At 34.1% G+C, this 25,564-nt stretch carries 15 protein-coding genes and 1 pseudogene; 4 read left to right on the top strand and 12 right to left on the bottom strand.

What is annotated here, in order from left to right; translation table 11 throughout:
• Window positions 1-245: 245 nt before the first annotated feature.
• Together IGI97_RS04970 and rseP are read right to left on the bottom strand one after the other, a co-directional pair.
• Window positions 246-1,964, bottom strand: coding sequence for a proline--tRNA ligase (locus tag IGI97_RS04970; RefSeq protein WP_002356780.1), 1,719 nt, complete (start codon window positions 1,962-1,964; stop codon window positions 246-248).
• Window positions 1,965-2,035: 71 nt separating this feature from the next.
• Complete coding sequence (gene rseP, locus IGI97_RS04965) at window positions 2,036-3,304, bottom strand: RIP metalloprotease RseP (RefSeq protein ID WP_343440902.1); 1,269 nt, start codon at window positions 3,302-3,304, stop codon at window positions 2,036-2,038.
• 416 nt (window positions 3,305-3,720) lie between these two features.
• On the opposite strand from rseP, the gene IGI97_RS04960 reads away from it, so the two are divergent.
• Together IGI97_RS04960 and IGI97_RS04955 are read left to right on the top strand one after the other, a co-directional pair.
• Window positions 3,721-4,500: an SDR family oxidoreductase gene (locus tag IGI97_RS04960; protein ID WP_002359767.1), complete on the top strand. Its 780-nt coding sequence runs from the start codon at window positions 3,721-3,723 to the stop codon at window positions 4,498-4,500.
• Between the two features lie 84 nt (window positions 4,501-4,584).
• Window positions 4,585-5,187, top strand: coding sequence for a YczE/YyaS/YitT family protein (locus tag IGI97_RS04955; protein WP_002384244.1), 603 nt, complete (start codon window positions 4,585-4,587; stop codon window positions 5,185-5,187).
• A gap of 487 nt (window positions 5,188-5,674) precedes the next feature.
• Here IGI97_RS04955 and IGI97_RS04950 read toward each other — a convergent pair whose 3' ends face one another.
• From IGI97_RS04950 to IGI97_RS04925, 6 genes are all read right to left on the bottom strand, one after another.
• Window positions 5,675-7,297 carry an endonuclease NucS domain-containing protein gene (locus IGI97_RS04950; protein WP_438738104.1) on the bottom strand — a complete coding sequence of 541 codons (1,623 nt, stop codon included), beginning with the start codon at window positions 7,295-7,297 and terminating at the stop codon, window positions 5,675-5,677.
• Between the two features lie 18 nt (window positions 7,298-7,315).
• A complete protein-coding gene (locus IGI97_RS04945; protein ID WP_438738102.1) occupies window positions 7,316-10,537 on the bottom strand; it encodes a type I restriction endonuclease subunit R in 3,222 nt (1,073 codons plus the stop codon).
• Window positions 10,538-10,571: 34 nt separating this feature from the next.
• Window positions 10,572-11,813 carry a restriction endonuclease subunit S gene (locus tag IGI97_RS04940; RefSeq protein ID WP_438738099.1) on the bottom strand — a complete coding sequence of 414 codons (1,242 nt, stop codon included), beginning with the start codon at window positions 11,811-11,813 and terminating at the stop codon, window positions 10,572-10,574.
• Window positions 11,803-13,476, bottom strand: coding sequence for an N-6 DNA methylase (locus tag IGI97_RS04935; RefSeq protein WP_438738097.1), 1,674 nt, complete (start codon window positions 13,474-13,476; stop codon window positions 11,803-11,805). Before IGI97_RS04935 ends, IGI97_RS04940 begins: the two co-directional genes overlap by 11 nt.
• A 342-nt stretch (window positions 13,477-13,818) precedes the next feature.
• Window positions 13,819-13,917 carry a helix-turn-helix domain-containing protein gene (locus IGI97_RS04930; RefSeq protein ID WP_414736174.1) on the bottom strand — a complete coding sequence of 33 codons (99 nt, stop codon included), beginning with the start codon at window positions 13,915-13,917 and terminating at the stop codon, window positions 13,819-13,821.
• A gap of 630 nt (window positions 13,918-14,547) precedes the next feature.
• A complete protein-coding gene (locus tag IGI97_RS04925; RefSeq protein ID WP_438791808.1) occupies window positions 14,548-17,727 on the bottom strand; it encodes an SIR2 family protein in 3,180 nt (1,059 codons plus the stop codon).
• Window positions 17,728-18,318: 591 nt separating this feature from the next.
• Between IGI97_RS04925 and IGI97_RS04920 the strand changes: the two genes are divergently transcribed.
• Window positions 18,319-20,097 (top strand): SIR2 family protein, encoded by a 1,779-nt coding sequence (locus IGI97_RS04920; RefSeq protein WP_438791807.1) that lies wholly within the window; start codon window positions 18,319-18,321, stop codon window positions 20,095-20,097.
• 220 nt (window positions 20,098-20,317) lie between these two features.
• Window positions 20,318-21,126, top strand: a pseudogene (locus tag IGI97_RS04915) (site-specific integrase); the annotation flags it as partial.
• Window positions 21,127-21,175: 49 nt separating this feature from the next.
• Here IGI97_RS04915 and sufB read toward each other — a convergent pair.
• Genes sufB through sufD form a run of 4 tightly spaced genes read right to left on the bottom strand, consistent with a single transcriptional unit; the run spans window position 21,176 to window position 25,561 of the window.
• Complete coding sequence (gene sufB / locus IGI97_RS04910) at window positions 21,176-22,570, bottom strand: Fe-S cluster assembly protein SufB (RefSeq protein WP_002356769.1); 1,395 nt, start codon at window positions 22,568-22,570, stop codon at window positions 21,176-21,178.
• Window positions 22,571-22,588: 18 nt separating this feature from the next.
• Entirely contained in the window at window positions 22,589-23,056 is a 468-nt protein-coding gene (gene sufU / locus IGI97_RS04905) for a Fe-S cluster assembly sulfur transfer protein SufU (RefSeq protein WP_002356768.1), read from the bottom strand.
• Window positions 23,043-24,278 carry a cysteine desulfurase gene (locus tag IGI97_RS04900; RefSeq protein WP_002372178.1) on the bottom strand — a complete coding sequence of 412 codons (1,236 nt, stop codon included), beginning with the start codon at window positions 24,276-24,278 and terminating at the stop codon, window positions 23,043-23,045. Before IGI97_RS04900 ends, sufU begins: the two co-directional genes overlap by 14 nt.
• On the bottom strand, window positions 24,275-25,561 hold the full coding sequence (gene sufD, locus IGI97_RS04895) for a Fe-S cluster assembly protein SufD (protein ID WP_285705503.1): 1,287 nt from the start codon (window positions 25,559-25,561) through the stop codon (window positions 24,275-24,277). The genes IGI97_RS04900 and sufD overlap by 4 nt, the downstream gene beginning before the upstream one ends.
• Window positions 25,562-25,564: the final 3 nt, after the last annotated feature.

Raw genomic sequence — 25,564 nt, 5'->3', positions numbered from 1 at the left:
GAACCTCCTTCTATCATTGAAAAAAGGCCCTCAGACAAATCTGTCAAGTGCCTTTTTTCGGTTTCTCTGCATTCGCTTCTCTATTAAGTATACTCGTTTTTTGTAAAAAAACAATCTTGTTTCTTTTCTAAAAAGAGCTAAGAAGAGCTTGAAGCAAAAATCACTTTAGATTTTTGCTTCAAGCTTAAACGCTGATAAGTGGCGGAAACAGTTTATCCTAATCATTCTGTCCGCCCTTTTCATTATTATTCCGCTTCTGATGTTGTGTTCATCAAAATAGAAAGTGTACTTTCTAATTCTTCTTTGCGTACTTCCAACATTTCACCAGTACGTTTGATTTTGACTTCTACCACACCATCGACTGCTTTTTTCCCGACTGTGATACGGATTGGACAACCAATTAAATCAGCATCAGCAAATTTTACACCTGCGCGCTCGTTGCGGTCATCAACTAATACTTCGTAGCCCGCTTCGGTCATCATTGCTTCAACTTCTTGTGATAGTTTTGTTTGATACTCATCTTTCACATTCATTTGGACCACGTGTAAATCAAATGGCGCAATTCCTGTTGGCCAATTAATACCGCGCTCGTCTGCATTTTGTTCAACGATTGCTGAAAGTAAACGACTAACGCCGATGCCATAGCAACCCATGATCACTGATTTTTCACGACCGTTTTCATCTAAAACTGTTGCGCCCATAGCATCACTGTAACGCGTTCCTAATTTGAAGATATGACCAATTTCGATTCCTTTGGTAAAGGCTAAGACACCATTGCCATCAGGAGAAGGATCGCCTTCTTGAACAAAGCGTAAATCTTCGTAACTAATTGGTTGGAAATCACGATCTGGATTTACATTTGTCAAATGATAGCCATCTTCGTTAGCCCCAACAATGGCGTTGGCTAAATCTTGAACGGCTAAATCTGCATAAATTTTAACATCTTCGGAAACATTGACTGGACCAATTGAACCAAAGCCAGCTCCTAAGACACGGCGGGCATCTTCTTCCGTTGCTTCATCTAAGAAATCAGCGCCTAAGAAGTTTTTCAATTTGACATCATTGACATCATGATCGCCACGAACCAAGACCATTACTGGCTCTTCATCGGCAATAAATAGTACTGATTTAATAATACGTTGTGGCTCAACTTCAAAGAAGTTTGCCACTTCGGCAATTGTACCCACTTCTGGTGTTGCAATTTTTTCTAAATCTAATTGTGTTTCATGTGATTTTTTCGGCGTATAAAGACTTGTTGCCATTTCTAAATTGGCAGCATAATCACTTTCTGTTGAATAACAAATAGTATCTTCCCCAATTTCAGAAATCGCCATAAATTCTTTAGAATCTTTACCACCCATGGCACCACCGTCCCCAATAATGGCACGGAATTCTAGTCCACAGCGTTCAAAAATGCGTGAGTAAGCTTTTTCGTAATCACGGTATGATTGATCTAAACTAGCTTCATCGGCATGGAAAGAATAGCCATCTTTCATGATAAATTCACGGCCTCTTAATAAGCCAGAACGTGGGCGTTTTTCATCACGATATTTTGTTTGAATTTGGTATAAATTCAAAGGTAATCGTTTGTAAGAATTAATTTCATCACGAATTAATTCTGTGAAGGTTTCTTCATGCGTTGGGCCTAAGATATAGTCACGGTCATTGCGATCTTTTAAGCGATACAAGTTAGGTCCATAAGTTTCATAACGGCCTGATTCTTTCCAAAGTTCTGCTGGTAATAACGCAGGCATTAACATTTCAACTGCATCAATTTTCTCAAATTCTTCTCGCATAATCGTTTTTAATTTTTCTAAAACACGATTGGCTAAAGGTAAATAAGAATAGATCCCTGCAGCGACTTGACGAATATAGCCTGCGCGCAACAGAATTTGATGACTTAAGACTTCTGCATCATTTGGTACTTCTCTTAACGTTGGAATTAACATTTTTGACTGTTTCATTAAAACTCTCCTCTATTTTAAAATCAACTATTTTTGATTTCTTTACACACTTTTTTACTTAAGCTTTCTCCTTAAAAGAAAAAGCGTTGAATATCGTTCCAAGTAACTAACACCATTAACACCATGACAAACCCAAAGCCAATTAACGTAATGATGCCTTCTTTTTCAGGACTAATTGGTTTTCCACGTACACCTTCAATAATGTTTAAGACAATTTTCCCGCCATCTAAAGCTGGGATCGGCAACAAATTAATAATCCCTAAGTTCATTGACAACATGGCCATTAAGAATACAACTGTACTTACTCCAGCATTGGATGCTTCTTCCGATAATTTAAACATCATGACTGGCCCACCTAGTTTGTTTAAGCTAAAGCCTGTGAATAGTGAGCCGAGTGCTTTAAAAATCTGTGTCGTACTATTCAAAGTATCCTGAATACCGCCCATCAATTTTGACGGTAAATCGGTTTTCATATAAGGATAAACGCCGACTTTACCAATCGTTTGTTTTTCCATTTTTTGTTTTTCTGGTGTCACTGTTAGTTGCTCTTCTTTGCCGTTACGCTCAACTACGAACGTTAACGGCTTTTCGGGGTTCTTCTGCACAATGGTTGTAAAATCTTCGTATTTTTTGATTTTTTGATTATTAATCGATAAGACTTTATCGTTTTCTTTCAACCCAGCTTCTGCGGCTGGGCCATTAGGAATCACTTGTCCAATTTGGTTCGTGTTTAAATCAGTGACGCCTCCTTGTAGAAAGACCGCTAACGTAAACAGAATAAACCCTAAGATAAAGTTATTCATGGGTCCCGCAAAGTTCGTCAAAATGCGTTGCGATAATTTCGCTGATTGAAATTGAACGTCAAGTGGCGCAATCCGCACCTCGGTTCCATCACTTTCAATAATCGTTGCATCATGGTCAACTTTATAAACGGTTTCTTCTTCCTCGTTTCCATTGACATAGCCCTTGATGAATAATTCTTTTTCAAGATCAAAATCAACGACTTCCATCGGAATACTATGAGGTAATTGTACTTTTTTACTTGTATTAATTTTAACCACATTACCCACGGCATTTAACTCAACAGATAGAGGCATACCTGGTGTGATTTCTGTCATGTCTTCGCCCATCCCAGCCATTCGCACATAGCCACCAATTGGCAATAAGCGAATCGTATAAGTGGTGCCATCTTTTCCACGATGCGCAAAAATCTTTGGTCCCATTCCGATTGCAAACTCACGAACTAAAATACCCGCTCGTTTTGCAAAATAAAAGTGGCCAAATTCATGTACGAGGACAAGAATACCGAAGACAATAATGAATGTGATAATTGTTTTCATAGATGTCCTTCTTCCTTCATTCACTGACGTTCAGTGCTTTTTATTATTACATGGGAAAGTCTCGTAAAACTTGCTCTGTTCCCTTCCCGATAAACCAGTGCAACTGTTTACTGAGAACAGTCGCCACTGTTAGTGAACAAATCTTTCCTTATGTAAGACAAGTTTTATTTTAGCATATTCACTCATAAATAACCATTGGACTTGACCACTTCGCCTAGATATTTTGTGTTTTTTTAGAAAACTGTATAAATGAGAGGAATTGATTACTACGACCAGTATTTATTTTAAAGACCTTCAACAATAGTAGCTAACTTTAGACCATAAACTTTTCCGACAGTTTGTCGTATTTTATCAACATGCTGATTGACATGTGCTACCATGAAAGTATTAATAGTAATTTTAGGGGGAATGAATCAATGTATGGAGAATTACATGGTAAAGTAGCCGTTGTCACTGGTGCAGCTACGGGTTTAGGATTATTTATTACTCTGCGTTATATCTTAGAGGGCATGAATGTTGTTGCTGACTATGTCGGTGAGCTGCCTAAAGAATTTGAAGATGTCCAAGCCAAGCACGCAGACCGCGTAAAATTCGTGAAGGCTGATGTCTCTAATGAAGAAGATATTAAAGCGTTAGCTGAAACCGCTTTAAAAGAGTTTGGTCATGTTGACATTTGGGTAAATAACGCCGGTGTGGAGGCTTCTTTTCCGACAATTGATATGCCATTAAAAGAATGGCAACGTGTCATTGATGTCAATTTAAACGGTGTCTTTTTGGGTTCTAGAGAGGCACTCCGAATATTTAGAGATCAAAAAATCAAAGGGTCAATCATTAATATGTCCTCCGTTCACCAAAGAATTCCTTGGCCAACGTTCGCCCACTATGCGGCAAGTAAAGGCGCAACCGAAATGTTCACGAAAACAATCGCTTTGGAATATGCGGAATATGGTATTCGTGCCAACTGTATTGCACCTGGAGCGATTAACACACCTATTAATGCTGAAAAATTTTCCGATCCCGAACAGTTAAAACAAACAACGAGCATGGTTCCTATGGGCATTATTGGTAAACCAAATCAAGTAGCTGCTGCGGCCGCTTGGTTAGCTTCTGATGAATCCTCATACGTAACCGGAACAACACTCTTTGTAGATGGCGGGATGTCTCTATATCCTTCGTTCCAACACGGAGCTGGTTAAAAAGTAGTCTGCAACAAAATTCTCTACGAATTTTTGTTGCAGACTTTGTACTATCACACACAAAATCTATCCAGGAGGCTTACCATGAAACTAGTCAAAAATGTTCTTTTAATTTTAATTGGTTTAGTTATTATCGGGATTGGCGCATCCACTTTAAGAGTGGCAGGTTTAGGAGTTGATCCTTTCACTGCTATGAATATCGGACTTTCTTCAATGTTTGGTATGCAATTAGGCATTTTTCAAATTATTGTCAATGCGTTTATTTTATTCTATGTCTATTTAAAAAACAAAAAAGCCATTGGTCTGGGAACTATTTTAAATATGCTTTTAGTAGGGATTTTGATTCAACAGATTTCTACTTGGCTTCAACCTTACGCCAATAGTTTAGGAGGCTCAACAATTGGCAAACTACTTTCTTTATTCTTCGGAGTCCTGATTTTTACATTTGGCTGCGCCTTATACATGGCTACAGATCAAGGCGAATCCCCCTATGATGCGATTGCGCCAACCATCTGTCAACAAATCAACAAACCTTACGCTTCTGTTCGAAAAGCACAAGATTTGTTGGTCCTATTAATTGGCTTTATTGCTGGTGGTCCAATTGGGATTGGTACAATTATTTGTGCATTTGGTGCTGGCCCACTTATTAGTTTTTGGAACAAGTTACTTCAACCTTTAGTAAAATAATTTTTTAACTAAAATATAAGAAAAAGCGATGACTTCATAGAGATTTTCTTCTCGAGTCATCGCTTTTTTATTTGTACTTTCTTTGAAGAAGCATGATTAGTGTGTTTCTTGTTTGGCTTTCCGTTGTTATTTTGGTTGATTATTTTGTTGGTAGAGTGAAAAACTAGCTGACAGAGCCTTCCACTACCGATTTTTGATTGAGATAGGTTGAAATATCAGTCATATCAATGATTTGGGGCAGTTGGAAATTTGAAAGTTTTCAATAGATTTCATTGATTTTGAAGTCCGCTGGTGTACATTTCGGTGTATAAAAATTTGACTTTCGTGGGCGAACGTTTGGTAGGTATTTCTGATTCTAGCATCAAAATAAACGCTATCAAAGAGATTGCAAGTCCTAATTTAGCTTTTAAGTCTAAATTAAGGACTTGTATTTATCTGTTCATTTTTTACAGACTAGAAACAATCTAAAGACAGGCAGCCTACTTATTCATAATTTTACAATATAATTTGAAAAGAGTTCTTTTAAATCTGAAACTAAAAATTGATCGTAATTCAAATAATCCTGAAAAAGTGTTTTTTCTTCACAAGGAGTATAAAATATCTCTCCATATTCTGAAATACGTACATCATAACATTCTATTTTATCATTGAAAATATCATATCTCTTACTACTATATTTTAGCCCGATATCTTTCATTATATCCATTTCTTTCATATATAACTCTCCATAATTTAGCATAATAAACAGCATCATAGGGTCATTATAAAAATGTTTTAATAAAATGTCTTTTAAATATGTTTCTTTAAAATTGTATTCTATATTTCCACGATATATTTGCACTGATTCAAAGTCTTTATGATCTATGATAATTTCATATGTAGGTTCTATTCCATACACTATACATTCCAGTATACTTTCAGGATTTGTCATAGAAACAAAAATCGTATAGTTATCGTATTTCTCTTCTAATTCATTCAAAACACAAGTAAAGTGTTGCTTCCAAATTTTATTTCCGTAAAAAGCGTTCTTTGCATTGTAAAACACTTCTTTTAGTTTTGCTAAATGGTTAGAATTGGTATAATCATAAAAAAACACATAATTCGTATCGTTCACTCCCGCTACGTCTTGTACTAATTTATTTACTGTGTATAATTGATTTTTAGCAAAAGCTCCTCCACAGATATGATGCTCAATCTTCCAACTAGAATTCAACATATTCAAAAATTTCTCTGGATAACCAATCTCAGATGTATCAGAATATGATCGGTTAATCACTTCACCTAATATTGCTTGTTCTATTTCTCCTTGTAGATCTTCTCCATCATAATTTTTTTCAATTTCTAATAATTCTTCATATAAATTTCCATAATCTATTAAGTCATTTTTACCCTGCTTTTTACAAAATTCTATATAGTTACTAATTGGTATTGTTTGGAAAGCAAGATATATCGCTTTTGGATAGATAACCTGATTATTATCACCTTGATAATTTAGATTTAATAAAATATATTCCTTGATACCTAGTTTTTCTAAAAGATAACTTATTATTGATAGTTCATCATCTATACAATGTTTAGCCTCATAGAGGAAAATATGTTGAATTCTTGATATTTTTCTTTGGATAGGATTAGGAACTGATTTTATCTTTCTTTTAGCTATTGGTATAAATTGATTATTGACTTCGATCTCATAACCTTCAACGAGTAAATCAGTTTCTAATACAAATTTAGAAAAAGGAACCAATAATTCATCCCAAGTTGTAGAAATTAAAATAACTCTAATTTCACTTTGCTTAATATATAGATTTCTTTTTAATAGAGCTGAATATTTGAAAATTTCGTGTAGCGCTTGTCGTGCAGCTTGATTACTTCTTTTTATTTCAATAATCACATAGTTTCCTTGCTTATCTTTAGCTAGTAAATCTACATATCCTTTTGTTCCATCATTATTGGGTAATAAGTATTCTTTTCCAATCAGACTTAGTTCATCTGATAAAAAGTTTAAATTTTCTGCTAAATAATCCCGAATATGGGACTCCATTTCCAAACCTCCTTCATAGGTTGAATCAAAATTTCTATACAAAAATAGTATTGAAATTTGATCATTCATTCCAATACTATTCTTATTTTATAAGTTCCCTACATACCCTCTACCTGACACAGCTCTATTCAAGATAAATTGGAAAATTGTTTCTGTCTTATTTTGAAAGACTTCTTTATCATATGAATCTGGCAAGGCTTTATCAAGTACTGTTTCTATTTTATTTTTCACTCGTTGTTTTGGCTGTTCATCTTTAAACCAGTCAACACTCAAAAATTTTCCGTTTTCTTTCATCAACGAATGATATAATTGAGTGGCTGCTGATTTCACTTGCTTTTCTTCTTCTTTTGTTAGTTTTTCTTTCAAGAGTAAATCATATAAAACCAATTCTTCTTCGGAAAGATGTTCTGTTGATGCACGCGCATCTTCTTTTTTCAAATCTTTTACAAATTTCTTTAACTCTTCAAAATAATTTTCATTTGCGGTGGCACCCGCATTATATCCTTGAACCAACTTTTCATACCTTTGAGCGAAAGTAACTCTTGTTTCATTTTTATTTAGCATTGCTTCTAATTTTTGTTCAATAAAATTTCTCAACTCAACCAATTCAATATTTACATATTCTGATTTTTGAATTTTTGCAATCACGGATTCCACATCTATTTCTGAAAGTGAGATTGTCTTATTATAATCAGCATCTAAATCTTCTTTGATATAAAATAAATTCTCCGAATCCACGCTCACATCCAATAACGCTTCAACTTTCACTTGTGCATCTTCAATTCGTTCATTTTGAATCAAATTTCCCATCATTTTTGACATGTATTGAACCAACTTATAGATACGATTATCCCAATCATATTGGAAAATTTCAGGACAAGAAGCATCATAAATATTCTTTAATAAATTCGTATAAATAATAAATTGTGCTTTTTGCTCATCGTTTGCTACAACAGCATTAACTGCTGCTTTCACCTTACAAGTTTTTGAAAATGCCTCTTCAGCAGTTACTATTTCCATTAAATCAATTTTTAAGGATGCACAAAAATGAATCATTTCTTCTTGAGTTAAGATAAGCATCTCGATCAACTCATCTACTTGTTTTACTGGCAAGTCTAATTCAGCCTCATGATGAGAACCGCCGTAGTCTTTCAGGGCTTTTTTCATATAATGGAAAATGTTTACATGATCTACAATCAAGCCGTTGATCTTAATCCCACGTTTATCATCTGAATACACACGATTCGCACGAGCTATGGCTTGCATTAATGTGTGGCTTTTCATTGGTTTATCTAAATAAAGCGTGGAAACAGAAGGCGCATCAAAGCCTGTCAGCCACATAGCAGTCACAAAAACTAACTGCAAAGGATGATCTGGATCTTTAAATTGTTCTTCAATATCCCGACCTTCATCATCAACTTGATGAGATCTTTTTCTATGTTGTGTAATATCTAAGCCAAATCGTTCAAATTTTTCTTCTTCTCCGCTTTCTTCGCTTACCACAACAGCCATTTCGACACTATTCATGAATGTTTTCTCTTTTAATAAAGCTTCTTTCTCTTCCTGAGAATGTGTTTGTTGCAACTCAGAATTAATAGCTCGTATTCTTTTTTTCCAATGCTCTTGCACTTTGTTATACATCATAACTGTCGCATATTTATCGACTGAAATAACCATCCCTTTTCCTAAAAAACCTCTTTTTGGAAAGTGTTTCACGATGTATTGAGCAACTTCGTCTAACCGGTCGTCTCGTTTCATTACGTTTAAAGAACTACGATATTTATTCTCTAATTTCTTTCTTTCTTCGTCTGTTAATTCTTCCTTATCAATAATATCCAAAAATTCATCATTTAACAGATCATTATTTAAATTAACTGTAGGGACTTTTTTTGTATAGAACAAAGGAACTGTGGCACCGTCATTAATGGAATCATTAAATGTATATTCACTCACTGGCTTTCCAAAATAATCATAGGTTAATTGTTTGCTACCTAATAATGGCGTTCCTGTAAAAGCAACATATTGTGCATTTGGAATACCCTTACGCATATTTTCAGCTAAATTTTTATATTGGGTTCGATGAGCTTCATCTACAATCACAATAATATCTTTTCGTTCAGATAGTAGAGGAAAATCTTTATATTTATCGTATCTAAATTTTTGTATCGTAGTGAAAATCATTGAAATATTACTTTTAAGTAATTTTCTAAGTTGCAAACCACTTTTAGGTTTAACCATGTTAGTATCTTCAACCACACCTGTTCGCACAAAATTTTTGATTAACTGAGAATCTAAGTCATTTCGGTCTGTCACAAGTAAAAAGGTATAGTTGCCTGCAAATTTCCGTCTTATTTTCCGAACATACATAACCATGGAAAAGCTTTTCCCACTACCTTGTGTATGCCAAAATACCCCTAATTTTCCGTTTCTAACTTCTCTATTCTCAAAAGCTTCAATCGCATGATTAACACCTAAAAACTGATGATTTTTCGCAACGATTTTCATATCTTTATTTAGATACAAAATAAAGTTTTCAATATAATCTAAAAGTTTCGCTTTTGGCATAAGTCCTTTAAGTAAATATTGGATGGAGAGCTCTTCATCATGAATTTTCGTTCGATCAATTACTTCTTTTTCATCTTCTATTTTAAGCCATTCAAAATAATGAGAGAAAGTCGAATTATAGCTACCTGCTTTGGTGATATGTCCATTTGAAATAATACATAATTGATTGAAGAAAAATAATTGTGGGATATCCTTTTTCTGATCCATCAGATTTTTTGAATACCCTACTTGGACATTTTCACTTGGTTTCTTTAACTCAATCCAAACTAAAGGAAGTCCATTGATATACACGATAATATCCGGTCGACGGTATCTAATCTCACCAGCAATCCAAACTTGTCGAGCAGCAATAAAAGAATTATTTTCAGGATGCTCAAAATCAATTAGCTTTAATGTTTCAATCTGTTCCTCATCATTAAGAGAGAATTTTATATTGATTCCATTGATTAAAGACTGATAATATTCGTAATTTTTATCTTTTAACAACCTAGAATTTAAAGAATCATCCTTGATAATTGCTTGTACTTCCTCAACAATGAGTGCTTCTGGAATTGATGGATTCAGTTTACGAGCGTATTCTAAAAGAACATCAGGTAAAACGACTTGTTTTTTTGTCTGTCGATGTGTTCCATCCTTAAGAGAAGAATTTGTTTTTGTGTAAGCATTCAAAAGTGAATAACCTAAATTTTCAAATTCCTCCATAATACGCAATTCCAGATCATCTTCCGTGATAAAATCAACCATTTTTAGACCTCCTTTAGTTCAAGTTTCGTTTTTCTTACTCTAGTTCAATTTCTCCCGAAAGAAGTTTTGGGAGTAGAGTATCTCGAGTATCTTCTAAAAACTTTATTTCTTTTTCTAACTGTTCAATTTTACAAAAAATTGGATAGACAATTTCCTTAAATTTAATCAAACTCATGTCATTTGGAATAATGAGTTTAATATTTTTCATAACTGTTCCAGAAACCTCTTTGAAAGTAGAACCACTCGCCATACTTTCAATCTTGCTTACATTTTTTTTAAGAAATAAATATAAAAACTCTGTCAGTATCTTTTTGTTTGGAACGATGGATTTAAACCCTTGATTTGTTGAAAGGTCATTACTTGCAATAGCAACATATCCTACCGGCGCTCGGGAACTAAACAATATAGTTCCTTTTGGCATTAACTTTGCGCTACTTTTAGATAAGCCTAATTCAGTAATATCCAATTTCCCATTAGATATAAATACACTTTTTTGAATAGACAAATCTTTTGGTGTAATCCATGGAATACCACCTTTTAAGTAATACTCCTCTTTCTTTTTTGAAGGAGTCCCTCCACCTATTACTTGTCCTAAATCACTAATCTTTCCCACGGTCCACTCTTCTGGAATTTCACCCAGTTCACTTTCAATCATTTTACCACCACTTGATTTGTATGGATTTCCCTTTTTATCTGGAAACTCAAAATCAATGAACCAATGGTTGAAAAGAGTTGTTGCGGTTTCTTCTAAAGTGTTTATAATTTGATTGTTGAGTTCAATTTTTTTTGAACAGGATTTATAAAAATCTCCAATTTTCTTTTGTATTTCTAGCATTGGAAAGTCAAACATCAACTCAGATATTACAGTAGGTTTAATTGATGGATATGTCGAAGTACTATTTTCAGCAGTTTTTTGTAAAATATTTGTCGTAGAAGGCAGTGTTAATAAAATATACAAATAAGTTGGATTTACTTTTTTTGTATTTGGAGACAACACAGCAAAACCAGTTGAAGCTATAAGATTTTCAACCGGATTATCTATCAAACCATAATGAAGCTTATTTGGTCTAACAGTTGATATTAATATATCATTAGGTCTTACAATTCTCTTAGCTCTACTCGGTATTTTATCAACATTAAGATTATAAGTTACTAATTTAGATATAATATTTTGATTTAAATTTGCCGTATCCAGATACCTTATTTTTTTACGTACATCATTTTTCTTTAAGGAAAATTTATTTATTTCACAAATTTCAGAAATACTATATTTCATACCCTATTCCTCCTAGGGCATTACGTATGTCTTTTTCCAACTCATTGGATTGTTGAAACTGTTCTGCTAATTGCTTTGTTAACTTTTGCATCTTCTCTTCGAATGGTTCTTCATCTGATTCTATCTCTTCTACACCAACGTATAGACCAGGGGATAAACTCCAGTCTTTTGATTCAATGCTGTTTTCCCCATGAACTGGAACAACGCTACATAATCCTGCTATGTCTTTATACAGTCCTTCTGGAAATTGTTCATTGACCCAATTTAGTTGTTTTTGCCAATGTTCCTTTTGGTCATCATTTAAGTCAATATTTTCTTGATACCAGTTTTTGAGTTCTTCATATTCTTGAGTATTGCCTTCGTATAACCTTGTAATCAAGGCAAGATTTTTAATATGCGCCTCATCAAATTTACGATGTGCACGATCTATCTGTCTATATAATTCTTTTTTATCAGCATTAATAAACAAAACTTCTTCATGTTTCTTTGATTTATCAAAGAACCAAAGAGTTGCTGGCAAAGTAACTGTATTAAACATATTTGAAGGTAACACAACAATTTGTGAGAGGTGACCACTTTCTAATAAACGTTTGCGAATTTCTTTTTGTCCGCCGTCCCCTGCTGTGGAAGCTCCATTTGGCATAACTAATGCTGCTTTTCCATTTTTTTTCAGTGCAGTGGCAAATTGATTAATCCATAAGTAATTGGCATTGGGGACTTTCTCAATTTCATCATTTTTACTAGAATTTCTTGGAATACCATATTCATTAAATCTTTTTTGATTACATACACGCTCGTATTCAACACCCCTTACATTAAACGGAGGATTGGCAAAAACATAATCAAACTTCTCATAGCTAATGTGGGGATCTTCGTAAAATGAATTGGCTTGGAAAATATCTCCGTTCATGTTATGAAGTAATAAATTCAGTTGAGCTAATTTTACAGTTGCGGGTTCTTTTTCAACGCCGTGGGCTCTTAAAGCATTTGGGCCATAGCCATGTTTTTTCGCATAAAGAGCCGATTGAACAAACATGCCTCCTGAGCCACATGCCGGATCTAATATTCTACCTTTTTTGGGTTGGACAACTTCTACCATATATTGAACAACTGATGCTGGGGTGTAAAAGACACCGCCACCTTGTCCTTCAGCCATGGCAAATTTTCCAAGAAAGAACTCATAAATTTCTCCAAAAATATCAACTGATCCCTCAGTTGGAATATCTTTAAAATTCTTCAGCAAATTTTTTAAATTCGTTGCTGGTATTTCTTTGTATTTTTCTTTGGGTAATGCTCCTTCTACAGACGATGCGTATCTTTCCATTTCAGTCATTGCATTTACAATTGCTGGCGCAATAACATCTTCTTTTTCTGGAAGATTTAATAAATAATCGTATCTTGCGTCATCTGGCACATAAATTCCTGCTAATTCAAGAGCAATCTCACTTTTATTTGCTGAAATACGTGTACTTTTTTGTCTTTTTTCAAATTCTTCTTCAATAGCTTTTTCAAATTTTTTATATTTAGCATCAGCAAAACGCAAAAAAATTAGCCCTAAAATGGGTTCAGCATAATCGTGGGCACTTAAATTAGAGTTGGCACGCATATCAATCGCCGTCGTCCAAAGATCGTCTTTCAGTTTTTTTAATTCTTTATCATTCAAATTTAGTTGCCCCTTTATCTATAAAAATATGTTTAATTATTTATATACCTAGTCAAGTAAATTATATATGAAAGCAATGTAAAAGTATACTTTTCAGTGTATTTATAGTTAATCATTACCTGTCTCGATGGAATCTATTGTATACACAACATTATCCCAATCTGAACTTAGTAAATAAGCCATTCTCAATATCTTAAAGAATGACTTTTTTACTATTTTTTATCATTACTTCAATGCAATCTTATTCTTTGTCCTATCAAGCAGATAATCAATGCTCACATCAAAACAATTGGTTATTTTAATTAGAGTACTAGCCGTCCACTCTATTTTTCCAGTTTCATATTAAGAATACGTATTTTGTGACACATTCAACAATTTTGACATTTCTTGTTGCGTTAGATCATTATCTTCTCTTATCGATCTAATATTTACATATTTCATTTTCATCACCCAATTCCATTATAAATATCTGTAATAAAGATATTATTAATTTACAAACAATTATAGAAAGGATTGATAAATTATGATAGAGAATAAAGCAATTGTTTTAACAACCAATAACAAGCAACCCATCAAACGAGTCTCCTAACAAGACATGTATGCTATGAAAGATACTCTGGAACAACTTGAATCATGGACAGATATTTTAACGGTAGTAGATAAACATTTTGCCAACAGAAAACTACCATTAGACAAGAAAAAAATCGCCAGAGATTACTACTCTTTATCTCAAATTTATGGATGATTTTTCAACCTGTATTGACCGATTAGAAACACAACTTGACCAATTAATGAAAAAAGAAAAAGTGAAAATCTCTCAATGATTCAATTATTATTTTATGAGTTCTTCGAGCATTGACAGATCTAGCTAATAAACGAAGTCAACAGCTATGCTAAAACTACATAATAGTTGTTGACTTCGTTTATTGCATTAATGCATGTAAAATATCATTTTATTCATTTCACACAATTAGGCAAGATAATCCTTTGTTCTATCCATATCACTTCATGTCGAGCCTTCCAACACTGCTTTAATCCAACGATTCAAGAATCAGTTTACAAATTTCAATTTTAATCAACAGCTCTTTTCAACTCATCAATCTCTAATGGTGAAAGAACCGTTGAAAGATTTGCATGACCTGCAAGTCTTTTCTTTGATTCCAAAGGTAATTGTTGCATGATGCTTAATAAAGTACGACTGCCAAAATAACTTTTTTCAATTTTTGCATTTTCTAACAATAAAAAGAACAGCTTAATCAATAAATCTTTTTTCTCACTATTTTTTTGTTCTTTAAGACTATCAGAAAGTGAATGAATGTTTACCTTCCCTTTATAATCAGAAATATTTTCTTCAAATACCTGTAAAGCCTTTTCTCCTTTAGTTAATACAGTGCTATCTTCATCTAAATAATAAAGAATGTCTCTTGCAAAATTACCTTTCTTATCATGCAGCATTATTTCTCGAAGCCACTCGTTTTCATACTCAAACTCAAATTCGCTTTGAAGAATAAGAATAAGTATCCAAGAAAAATTGATGCTATTCCAATTTATCTCCATTTCTTCATCACTAGGGTTTATCTTAGATAGAGCAATCAAGAACAGATTATTTTGATTCACATTATTCACATAGCCTTTTTTCAGTAATTCTTGACCTATAAGTTTAAATTTGTCTAAATCCCCTTGCTTGAATCCGCTTATTGAAAAAGAATACCCTTGGAACGTATTGATCGTAACCTTTTCTAAATCTACTGAATTGTCAACTGTTGTCAAAGCCCCCTGTGTAAATTCTCTAAATTGATTAAAATTAACATTAGCTACAATCTCTTTAATTAAACCACGTTTAGACTTGTCCTTTTTGTTTAGTAATATCAGTATGTCCAAATACCTTCCTAACTCAGTATTCATAAAATCATCACGTTCAATTAATTCAGGTCTCTCTTTATCTACATACACATAATTATAACTAAGTTTATTAACGTCAACTTGAAATAGCTTTTCAAAAGCTATATTTTCAAATTCTTTTTTAGAAATCAACTCTTGAAAGAAGAATTTTTCTTCCCAACTAAAGCTATCCAAATTGAATTTTTCTAAAAATATGCTTAACGCTTTCTCTTTTAAATCAGGGTTATAATCATCCGTTAAAATTTTGAGAAAAAGTCTATCAAATTTTGGGTATAAGCATGACCCCTTATCAATAATTATCTTTTCTATTTTTTGCGAAACTACATCATTTTTTTTCAATAGATTTAGCAAATAATTAGAAGTTTCTTTATTGGTTTTTTCAGAATAAAAGTCTTCTCTTTGTGAAAATGACTCATCTTGACTACCTAATAAAATCTCCAGGATTGATTCTTCATTTTCTTTAAGAATCTGACTACTGTCTATAAATGAACGAGGATAAACCATGCTAGCGGGTTCTGATTCAATCGCATTTTCATAAACTTCAAGTACATCTTCTCCTATTTTTGTTTTATGCTTTCTTGCAAATTCATTTAGCTCAGTTCCAAAAATAGTATCGGTAAAATCAATTTTAGCTATTAACTTGTTAACAATAGGATTAGGCAACTCCTTTTCATTATCAATATTAACTAGCATTCGTTGAAATAGACGAGTTTCCAATAAAGGTTCGGGGAAATTATCTAAAATAAACGTATCTTCGTACAATAATTTCTCGTCTAGAAGGGAATTATAGATAATTTTTATTAACCCATCCATTGAAACAATTTCATTAAATGACCAATAGAGATATCTTCCTTCTTCTTTTAGTGACTCGATAATTGGCATAATCAATTCACTTCTAAGATTAATTTTAAGACTTTGTTCACCGTAAAAAATATTTCTATGATGTGAGTTTTCTTGTTGAAATTGCTCACTTAACCAATATCCCATCAAATCTGAATCTTCAGAAAAAGATGTATTAACTAACGATTGGTTTTGTGCCAGATGTCTTCTTACTTCATTCATATCTTCTTTTGAGATATTATCTGAGGTCGGAAGTTGTTTATATACTTCAAAAAGATCTTGGCAGTAAATATTTAGTTTTTCATCATTAAAAATTCCAATAATTATTTTGAGTTGTTCATTGTTTACATCATTAAAATTTTTACTAACCATATTCCAAAAACTGCTGATATTACTAATTTTCTTCAATATAATCTGACTACGTAATGTAATTTTTAAAATCTTTTTTTGTAAATCAATATCATCAGTTTTAAAAATATCGGATAAATATCGTTCATCTTCTGAATATTTTTCAAGTGTTTTCTGATAAATTTCATTATCGGTTGATATACTATGAAGTATCGCCCAGTCCTCACTAGACTTAGACACTTCTATTTTTTTCTGAACGGTACTTACCATTTTCTCTACTTCTTTTGGCAAATCATCATAATCATCACCATACCAAAAAATGGTTGTACGATTATTTTTTTGATAGGTTTGATTATAAAGATTTCTAAACTCTTGAGATTCATTCGGCTCTGCTTTCATCATAGCAAAATTTTTAGATGTTGCTGGTAGTAAGGATAAAATCTCTTCTTCTTCCATACTACTTCCAAGAAACAAGACAATAGGTTGTTTTGTTTCAAACCATGTTCTTAAATTCTGAAATTCTTGTGTCTCTTTTAAATATTGCCGAGAATAATCCAAGGATGAATTAACAAAATAATGCCCTTCTCCTTCTGTTGTTCCATGCAAATGCAAAACATCGCCTGATGTTAGTCTGCTGCTCCAAGTGGTGAATTCATGTATATTATTTATAGATTTAAATGCATCTTTTTGCCTGATACGTTTCAAATGTTTCTCAATTTCGAAATCATAATTTGATGTTATAAAGATTGGATCTAATTTTATCAATTCAACCAACACACTATTTTCTAAATAATCTGGTACGACCTCTTTAAAAAAATATTTTTCAAAATTAAGTTTTACATCGTCAAACTCTTCTCCTAAAATACCATGCAACAAAGTATGTAATAAATCAATCTTTCTTTTGGGGCCATTATTCGATTTCAAGATTTCATCAAATTGTGAGAGTAATTTACTTGAAACTTTTACCTTTTCCCCCGCAACATGTTGTATATTGAATTGCCAAAAATGAATTAATTTTTCAATGTACCCATTCCAATTAGGGTAACCTTGCGAAAGTGAAATACCTGCTCCTATAAAAACAACTAGATTAAAGTTTTTTACTGCTCCTGCTAATGAATCAACTAACTCATTAAATTCATTTTCTGTATAATAGTTGCTCATAATAATCTCCCATCTTACTGCAATCATTTAGTTATCAGCATCTTTGGGTGTGATTCCTAAATATTATTTATCGATTTTCTTCAATAACTCTAACACTTTTTTGCAATACATATAATTATCTCTATTATACCAAACTTTCTATTTATAAACATATCTTCATCCAAGGCCAATTTACAAACTCATCAAGATAGAAAAATATTTATTCTAAAAATGCCTATTGATGCTAGTCTTAGTGCCACTTTTATTTTCAGATATCAAAAAAGCTAGGGATGCATATATGATGGCATTCCCAACTTCTATTTTGTTATTAGCCAACAGACCCCTACATAATGATTTTGAGTTAACAACTGGAATCAACGGAAAATAAACAAGGAGAATCCTACTATTACTACAGCATATGATTACGTTAGACTACAAAATAGATTAATCAAATTTGATCAGAAAAAAGAGCGGTACTCCCGTATTTCAGAGTTCCTACCCTTTCTTATTTTTTCTATTGCCTGACAATGATAATTTACCTCTTCTAAACTATCTCAAACATGATATACTTAACTAAATGATTTCAGTAATAATAAGGTTGGTGATTAACTCTTGTTTTTCTTTTTCGATTTTAAAAATAATGATGTTCCTAGTTTTGATAAAATGATGATACCGACTCTAATTGCTCTACAAGAACTTGGTGGAACAGCAAAACTAAAGGTTTTAGACACAAAAGCAATTGAAATTATGAATCTTCCTAAAGAGATAGCAGAAATTCCACATAATAATGATTCAAATAGAACTGAAGTTTCCTATAGACTTGCATGGGCAAGAACATATTTAAAGAAATATGGTCTTATTGAAAATACCACTCGAGGCACATGGTCTCTTACAGACTCCTTCAATGGGGATATTAAAAGTATAGACTCAGAATCAATAATTAAAGCTGTCCGAGAGAAAACAACTGATCGTTATCTTCTATCTAATATTGAGTCTGCCCGAGCATTTGAAAATCTCGTTTATGGAGTAATAAAAGAACGTGCAAAATCACAAAAAAAGAGATACAGTTTTTCCAATCCTGATAATTTTGATTCTGAGTTTGACATAAATTTACCGGATGGAATAGATAATATAAAAGGTCTTACATATGGAATCATAAAATATGCAAGCCCTAAAAATCAAAACATGCAACAACTTATAGTAAAAAATATAAACAGAGCCGATACATTAGGAACTGGCTATACAATACTCCTAATTATCAATTTCCAATTATCAGAAAAACAAAAAAAATTTATTTCTGAAGATGTAAAACCTTTGCTAAAAAATAACTTGATTATATGGGATAATACTGATTTATTTGAAAAAGCAAATCCTGAATCTAATTATACAAAATATATACTCTCACCAAAACGAGCTCTTATAGAAGATACACTGACTTCTACTCAATCTCAAAAAGAAAAAGACAAGAACAAATCTAATCATATTGAAAATGTAAGAAAAGCTTATAAAAATAATGATCTCGTTCTTTTTTTAGGTGCCGGTGTTTCTATTGATTCTGGTATCCCTCTTTGGTCTGAGTTGATTAAGAAATTACTTATCCAGATGATAATTAAACGTTCTGATAATAAAGAGCTAACTTCAGAAGAAATTGATATGCTAAGTGACCTTGCTTACAATAATAAAGAGGATTCTCCACTTACTCAAATGAGGTATATACGTTCTGCATTTGAAGATGATGAGTATTATGAACTGGTGCATGATGTTTTGTATTCAAAGCCACTTTCAAAAAATAATAAAATCCTAGATGCAATAATTAAACTAGCTGCACCACAATACTCAAATGCTGGACTAAAAAGTATCATAACCTATAATTTTGATGACTTAATTGAACAAAAATTCGAAGAAAAAGAATTTGAACACAATTCAATTTACCAAGAAGAAAACATGATTGCTATAGATAAATTAAATATATACCATGTCCATGGCTTTTTGCCATCTAATTGGTCAAAAAAGGAAAACGATGCTAATTTAATATTCTCTGAAGAAGATTATCATCGTGTTTATAGAGATTCTTTTTCGTGGTCTAACTTAACTCAAATAAATGCCTTTAGAGATAACACCTGCCTCTTTATTGGCTGTTCACTAACCGACCCTAATTTAAGAAGATTGTTAGATGTTTCTACGAGGAATAAAGAAAGTGCCCGACATTATGCAATATTACGAAAAAATAGAGTTGAAACTACTGATAGCAAACACGAAAAATTGTTAAAAATATATCAAAATATTGATGATAATATAAGAGAAGCCTATTTTCGTGAGCTTGGTATAAATATTATTTGGGTAGACTCATTTGAAGAAATACCCGATATAATTTTAAAACTGAAAAAATAGACTACTACAAAAATGAACCCTAGTTATCTCACTATGGTTCATTTTTATTCTTACTATTTCTTTATCCAGTTTATATCTTTTTATTTCCCCTCGTCCTCCTTTATGTTTTCTTATATCTGCTATGAAACTAATACCAATTAAATTGTATATAAAGACTTGTAGAAAACCTATTCCCTTTTTGTCTTTTTTATACCTTATTCATTTTAATAACACTAGAAAAACTGTCCCATACCACCAGAAAGTCTTAAGCAAATAGCATGCAAAATATAAGATGTGGGATTCTATTCGAAAACAGACTGGACAGATTTTAGCCTATGGCGTTTCTATGGAATATATTGATAGTAACCCTATGAGAAAAACAATGCGTCCTAAGCATAAAGAGTATGAGGGAAAACGAAAGTTCTATACTAAAGATGAATTGAATACCTTGCTAGATGCGTTCAAGGACTTTTGAAACACTAAGCAATATGCCTTCTTCAGATTACTAGCATATACTGGGATGAGAAAAAGCGAAGTTCTTGCATTACAGTGAAAAGATATTGATATGTTTAATAAAGAACTGCATGTTAACAAAACAGTTGCGATTGATGAACATAAGAATATCATAATCCAAACGCCTAAAACCAAAGCCTCAAGAAGAACGATTTCTCTTGATAAAGGGACTTTAGCAATCTTAAATGACTGGAAGATGCAACAAAGAACTGAATATCTTAAACTAGGCTATAATACGAGCTCAGAAGAGCAATATGTTTTACAACACTTAAAAACACGCTATACATTCCAAACACTGTGACTGATTGGTTAAGATATATTTTGAAAAAGTATACCTTGCCTCGTATTACTCCTCATGGGTTCAGACATACTCATGCTAGTTTGCTATTAGAAGCTGGAGAATCTGTTAAGGTAATTCAACAACGATTAGGGCATGAAAATAGTAAAGTGACATTAGACATCTATGCACACATTACAAACAACGCACCTAAGAAAACTGGTCAAAAGCTGGTCATTTCTACTATCAAGGCAAAATAAAAAAGCTAGAATCCTTATATATCAAGGGTTCTAGCTCCTATAACAGGTTTTATCCCACACTGCCTTCCATCTCATAACTAATCAACCGATTCAACTCAACCGCATATTCCATCGGTAATTCTTTCGTAAATGGTTCAACAAAGCCCATAACAATCATTTCTGTCGCTTCGGCTTCAGACAAGCCGCGACTCATTAGATAATATAATTGTTCTTCAGAAATTTTTGAAACTTTGGCTTCGTGTTCTAAGGACACTTGGCTGTTATGGATTTCGTTAAATGGAATTGTATCTGATTTTGATTTTTCGTCCATGATAATCGTGTCGCATTCGATGTGGGAAATCGAACCTGCGCTGTCTTTTCCAAAAGTCACTTGGCCACGGTAGTTAACTTCGCCGCCGTCTTTAGCAATTGATTTTGAAACAATTGAGCTAGAGGTATTCGGCGCATTGTGAATCATTTTGGCCCCAGTATCTTGGATTTGGTTAGCGCCAGCAAAGGCAATCGATAACATCGTGCCACGGGCACCTTTGCCATCTAAGTAAACGCTTGGGTATTTCATGGTTGTTTTAGCTCCTAGGTTCCCATCAATCCATTCGACAGTGGCACCTTCGTAAGCTTTAGCACGTTTGGTTACTAAGTTGTAGACGTTATCTGACCAGTTTTGAATAGTGGTATAACGACAATAAGCATCTTTTCTAGTGAAAATTTCTACGATGGCCGCATGCAAGCTGTTACTTGAATACGTGGGTGCCGTACAACCTTCAACATAGTGAACGCTGGCCCCTTCATCGACAATAATCAAGGTCCGTTCAAATTGGCCAGTATTTTCAGCGTTGATTCGGAAATATGTTTGTAATGGTACATCAACTCGAACGCCTTTTGGTACATAAATAAAGGTTCCGCCTGACCAAACAGCTGAGTTTAAAGCGGCCAGTTTATTATCTGTCGGCGGCACAAGTTTTGAAAAATACTCTTTGAATAGGTCAGGATATTCTTTTAAAGCAGAGTCAGTATCTGTAAAAATGATGCCTAATTTTTCAAATTCTTCTTTCATGTTGTGGTAAACAACTTCTGATTCATATTGAGCAGAAGCCCCAGCTAGATAAGCACGCTCAGCCTCGGGAATCCCAATTTTTTCAAAGGTTTCTTTGATTTTATCAGGTACATCATCCCAATCGCGTGCGGGTTTGTCACTCGGTTTTTGGTAATATTTAATTTTACTAAAGTCAATATCTGACAGGTCTGGACCCCATTCTTGCATGGGCATTTTATTGAATTGTTCTAACGATTTTAAACGGAAGTCAAGCATCCATTCTGGTTCGCCTTTCACGCGAGAAATTTCGCGAACGACGTCTTCTGTTAGGCCGTCTCCGGTACTAAAGACTGGTTCCACATCGTCGTGAAAGCCAAATTTATATTCTTCTAATTCAGGTACTGTACTCAATTCGTCGTCACCCTTTCTTTATTTTTCACAATGTAAATGACCGGCTTCGCCTTGTCCGTTATTAGCAACAGCCTGCTCTAAGGCTTTCCAAGCCAGGGTTGCACATTTAATCCGAGCTGGAAATTTAGCTACGCCGCTTAACATTGCTGCATCGCCTAATTTTTCATCTTCGGCCACTTCATTTCCTTGAACAAGTTGGGAGAAATCCTCTGCTAAGGCCGTTGCTTCGGCGATTGTTTTTCCTAAGACTGCATCAGTCATCATACTAGCACTTGCTGTACTGATGGAACAGCCACTTCCTTGAAAGGCGATATCTTTAATCACACCGTCTTCAATGGCCACATCCAGTTCAATCACATCTCCACAAGTAGGATTATTCAGTTCAATTGTTTGGCTAGACGCATCTAGCGTTCCGTGGTGATGTGGGTGGCTAGAATGGTCCAAAATGACTTGGCGATATAAGTTATCTAATTTAGAAAGTGCCATGCTGGAAAAACTCCTTTGTCGCTTTAATCGCTTCAACTAAGCGATCTGCGTCTTCTTTGGTATTGTATAAATAAAAACTTGCCCGTGCAGTTGCTGGCACGCTCAAATAGTTTAATAGCGGTTGCGCGCAATGGTGACCCGCTCTGACAGCGACCCCTTCCATATCTAACGCCGTAGCCACATCATGTGGATGTAAGCCTTCAATATTAAAAGCAATCACACCTGTGTGGTCTTTGGGATTCTGTGGACCATAAATCGTCAAGCCCTCGATAGCTTGCAACTTCGGCAAAACATAGTGAACAAGGGCTGCTTCATGTTGATGAATGGCCTCTAAACCAATTTCAGTTAAATAATCAATGGCGGCACCTAAGGCAATTGCCCCAGCAATATTAGGTGTGCCAGCTTCAAATTTCCAAGGAAGCTCTTTCCAAGTACTTTCTTGAAGATGAACAAAGTCAATCATTTCGCCACCAAATTCCACAGGTTCCATTTGTTCCAATAAATGACGTTTGCCATAAAGGACACCAATTCCAGTTGGTCCACACATTTTGTGACCACTAAATGCATAAAAATCAGCATCGATGGCTTGAACGTCCACAGGCATATGAGGAACTGCTTGCGCGCCGTCTACCACCATCACAGCGCCATTTTGATGAGCTAATTGTGTTAATTCTTCGATTGGATTAATGACCCCTAACACATTTGAAACATGAGCAATCGAAACAATTTTCGTTTTTTCTGTAATTTGTTGACGTGCACTTGCCATGTCTAAAAAGCCGTCTTCAGTGACGTCTATATACTTCAAAATGGCCCCTGTACGTTGAGCTAATTGTTGCCAGGGAATAATGTTTGAATGATGTTCCATGTAAGATATGACGATTTCATCCCCGGCTGTAACTGCCAAGTCACCATAACTTTTGGCAATCCAATTCAAACTGGTTGTTGTTCCTCGTGTAAATAAAACTTCCGCTGTTTCTTTGGCATGGATAAATTGGCGAACCTTTTCGCGGGAGGCTTCATAGTCCTTCGTTGCTCGTTCGGCTAACGTGTGCACCCCACGATGAACATTGGCATTATCGGTTTCATAATAATGTCGTAAAACATCTAACACTGCCGTTGGTTTTTGGGTTGTTGCAGCATTGTCTAAATAAACTAGCGGTTCATCATTAACTTCTTGAAATAAAATAGGAAACGATTGACGAATGGTTGCTGCATCCATCATGCGTTTAACTTCCCTTCAATTACTTCTACAAATTCATTTTGTACTTCTTTAACTGGAATTGCTGTAATGACAGAACCTAGGAAGCCACGAATCACCAAACGTTCCGCTTCTTCTTTACGCAAGCCGCGGCTCATTAAATAATACATTTCTTCTGGATCTACTCGACCAACGCTGGCTGCGTGTCCGGCAGTCACTTCATTTTCATCAATTAAAAGAATTGGATTGGCATCACCACGAGCTTTATCAGACAGCATTAAAACACGACTTTCTTGCTGTGCGTCGGCTCCTTTTGCGCCTTTTAAAATGTGGCCAATTCCGTTAAACGTTAAAGTACCACGTTCACGAATGACTCCATGTTGTAAAATATGACCAATCGAATGTGGCGCTTTGTTTGTCACTCGTGTGTCGATGCCTTGTGTTTGTTTACCTGCACTAATTGCAACGACTTTAACTTCTGAATGAGCACCTTCGCCAACTAAATCAGAATCAAAATCAGCCACAACATCGCCATCATTCATGACGCCTAGAGCCCAATCAACAGAGGCATCCCGCATAATATAGCCACGACGATTCATATAAGTCGTTACAGTTTTCCCTAATTGATCCACAGCTGAGTATTTAACTTTTGCGCCATCTTTGGCAATTACTTCCACAACAATATTTCCAGAAGCTTTCTTTGCGTGATGACCGGTTGATTGAAAACGTTCTAAATAACTGAATTCACTATGATTATCTGCAACGATTAAAACATGTTTAAAGAAAGGTTGGTTGCTATCTGAATCCTGAATAAACAAAGATTCAATGGGCTCTTCAATCACTACGTTTTTAGGAACGTATAAGAAAACGCCACTATTCATGAAAGCCGCATGAGCAGCTGTCAGCTTATCTTCTTCTGGTAATACGGCTTTAGTCATATAGTATTCTTTAACTAATTCTGGGTACTCTTGTAAAGCAGTAAAAATGTCTGTAAAAATTACCCCTTGTTCCGCTAATGAGGCTGGCAATTGCTCAAAAGCATGAAAAGATCCTTGTTGAACAATTAAAGGATTGTCTTTCATTTGATCAAAACTTGCGACATTTCCTTCAGAAGGCACATAACTTTCCATGTGAACATTTAATAAAGGCCAACGATGAAATTTCACACGATCAATATGTGGTAACTCACTTTCGTCAGCGTTTCTTAAAGCCGTTGTTCGCAATTCAGTCATCCAAGCTGGTTCTTCATGTTCTAGTGAAAAAGCGGTGACTTCGTCAAGATAATCCATTAGATTTACTTTTTTCATTTA

The organism is Enterococcus sp. DIV2419 (genome assembly GCF_051711865.1).
Lineage (GTDB): Bacteria > Bacillota > Bacilli > Lactobacillales > Enterococcaceae > Enterococcus > Enterococcus faecalis.
This window is presented reverse-complemented; position numbering and strand designations above follow the sequence as displayed.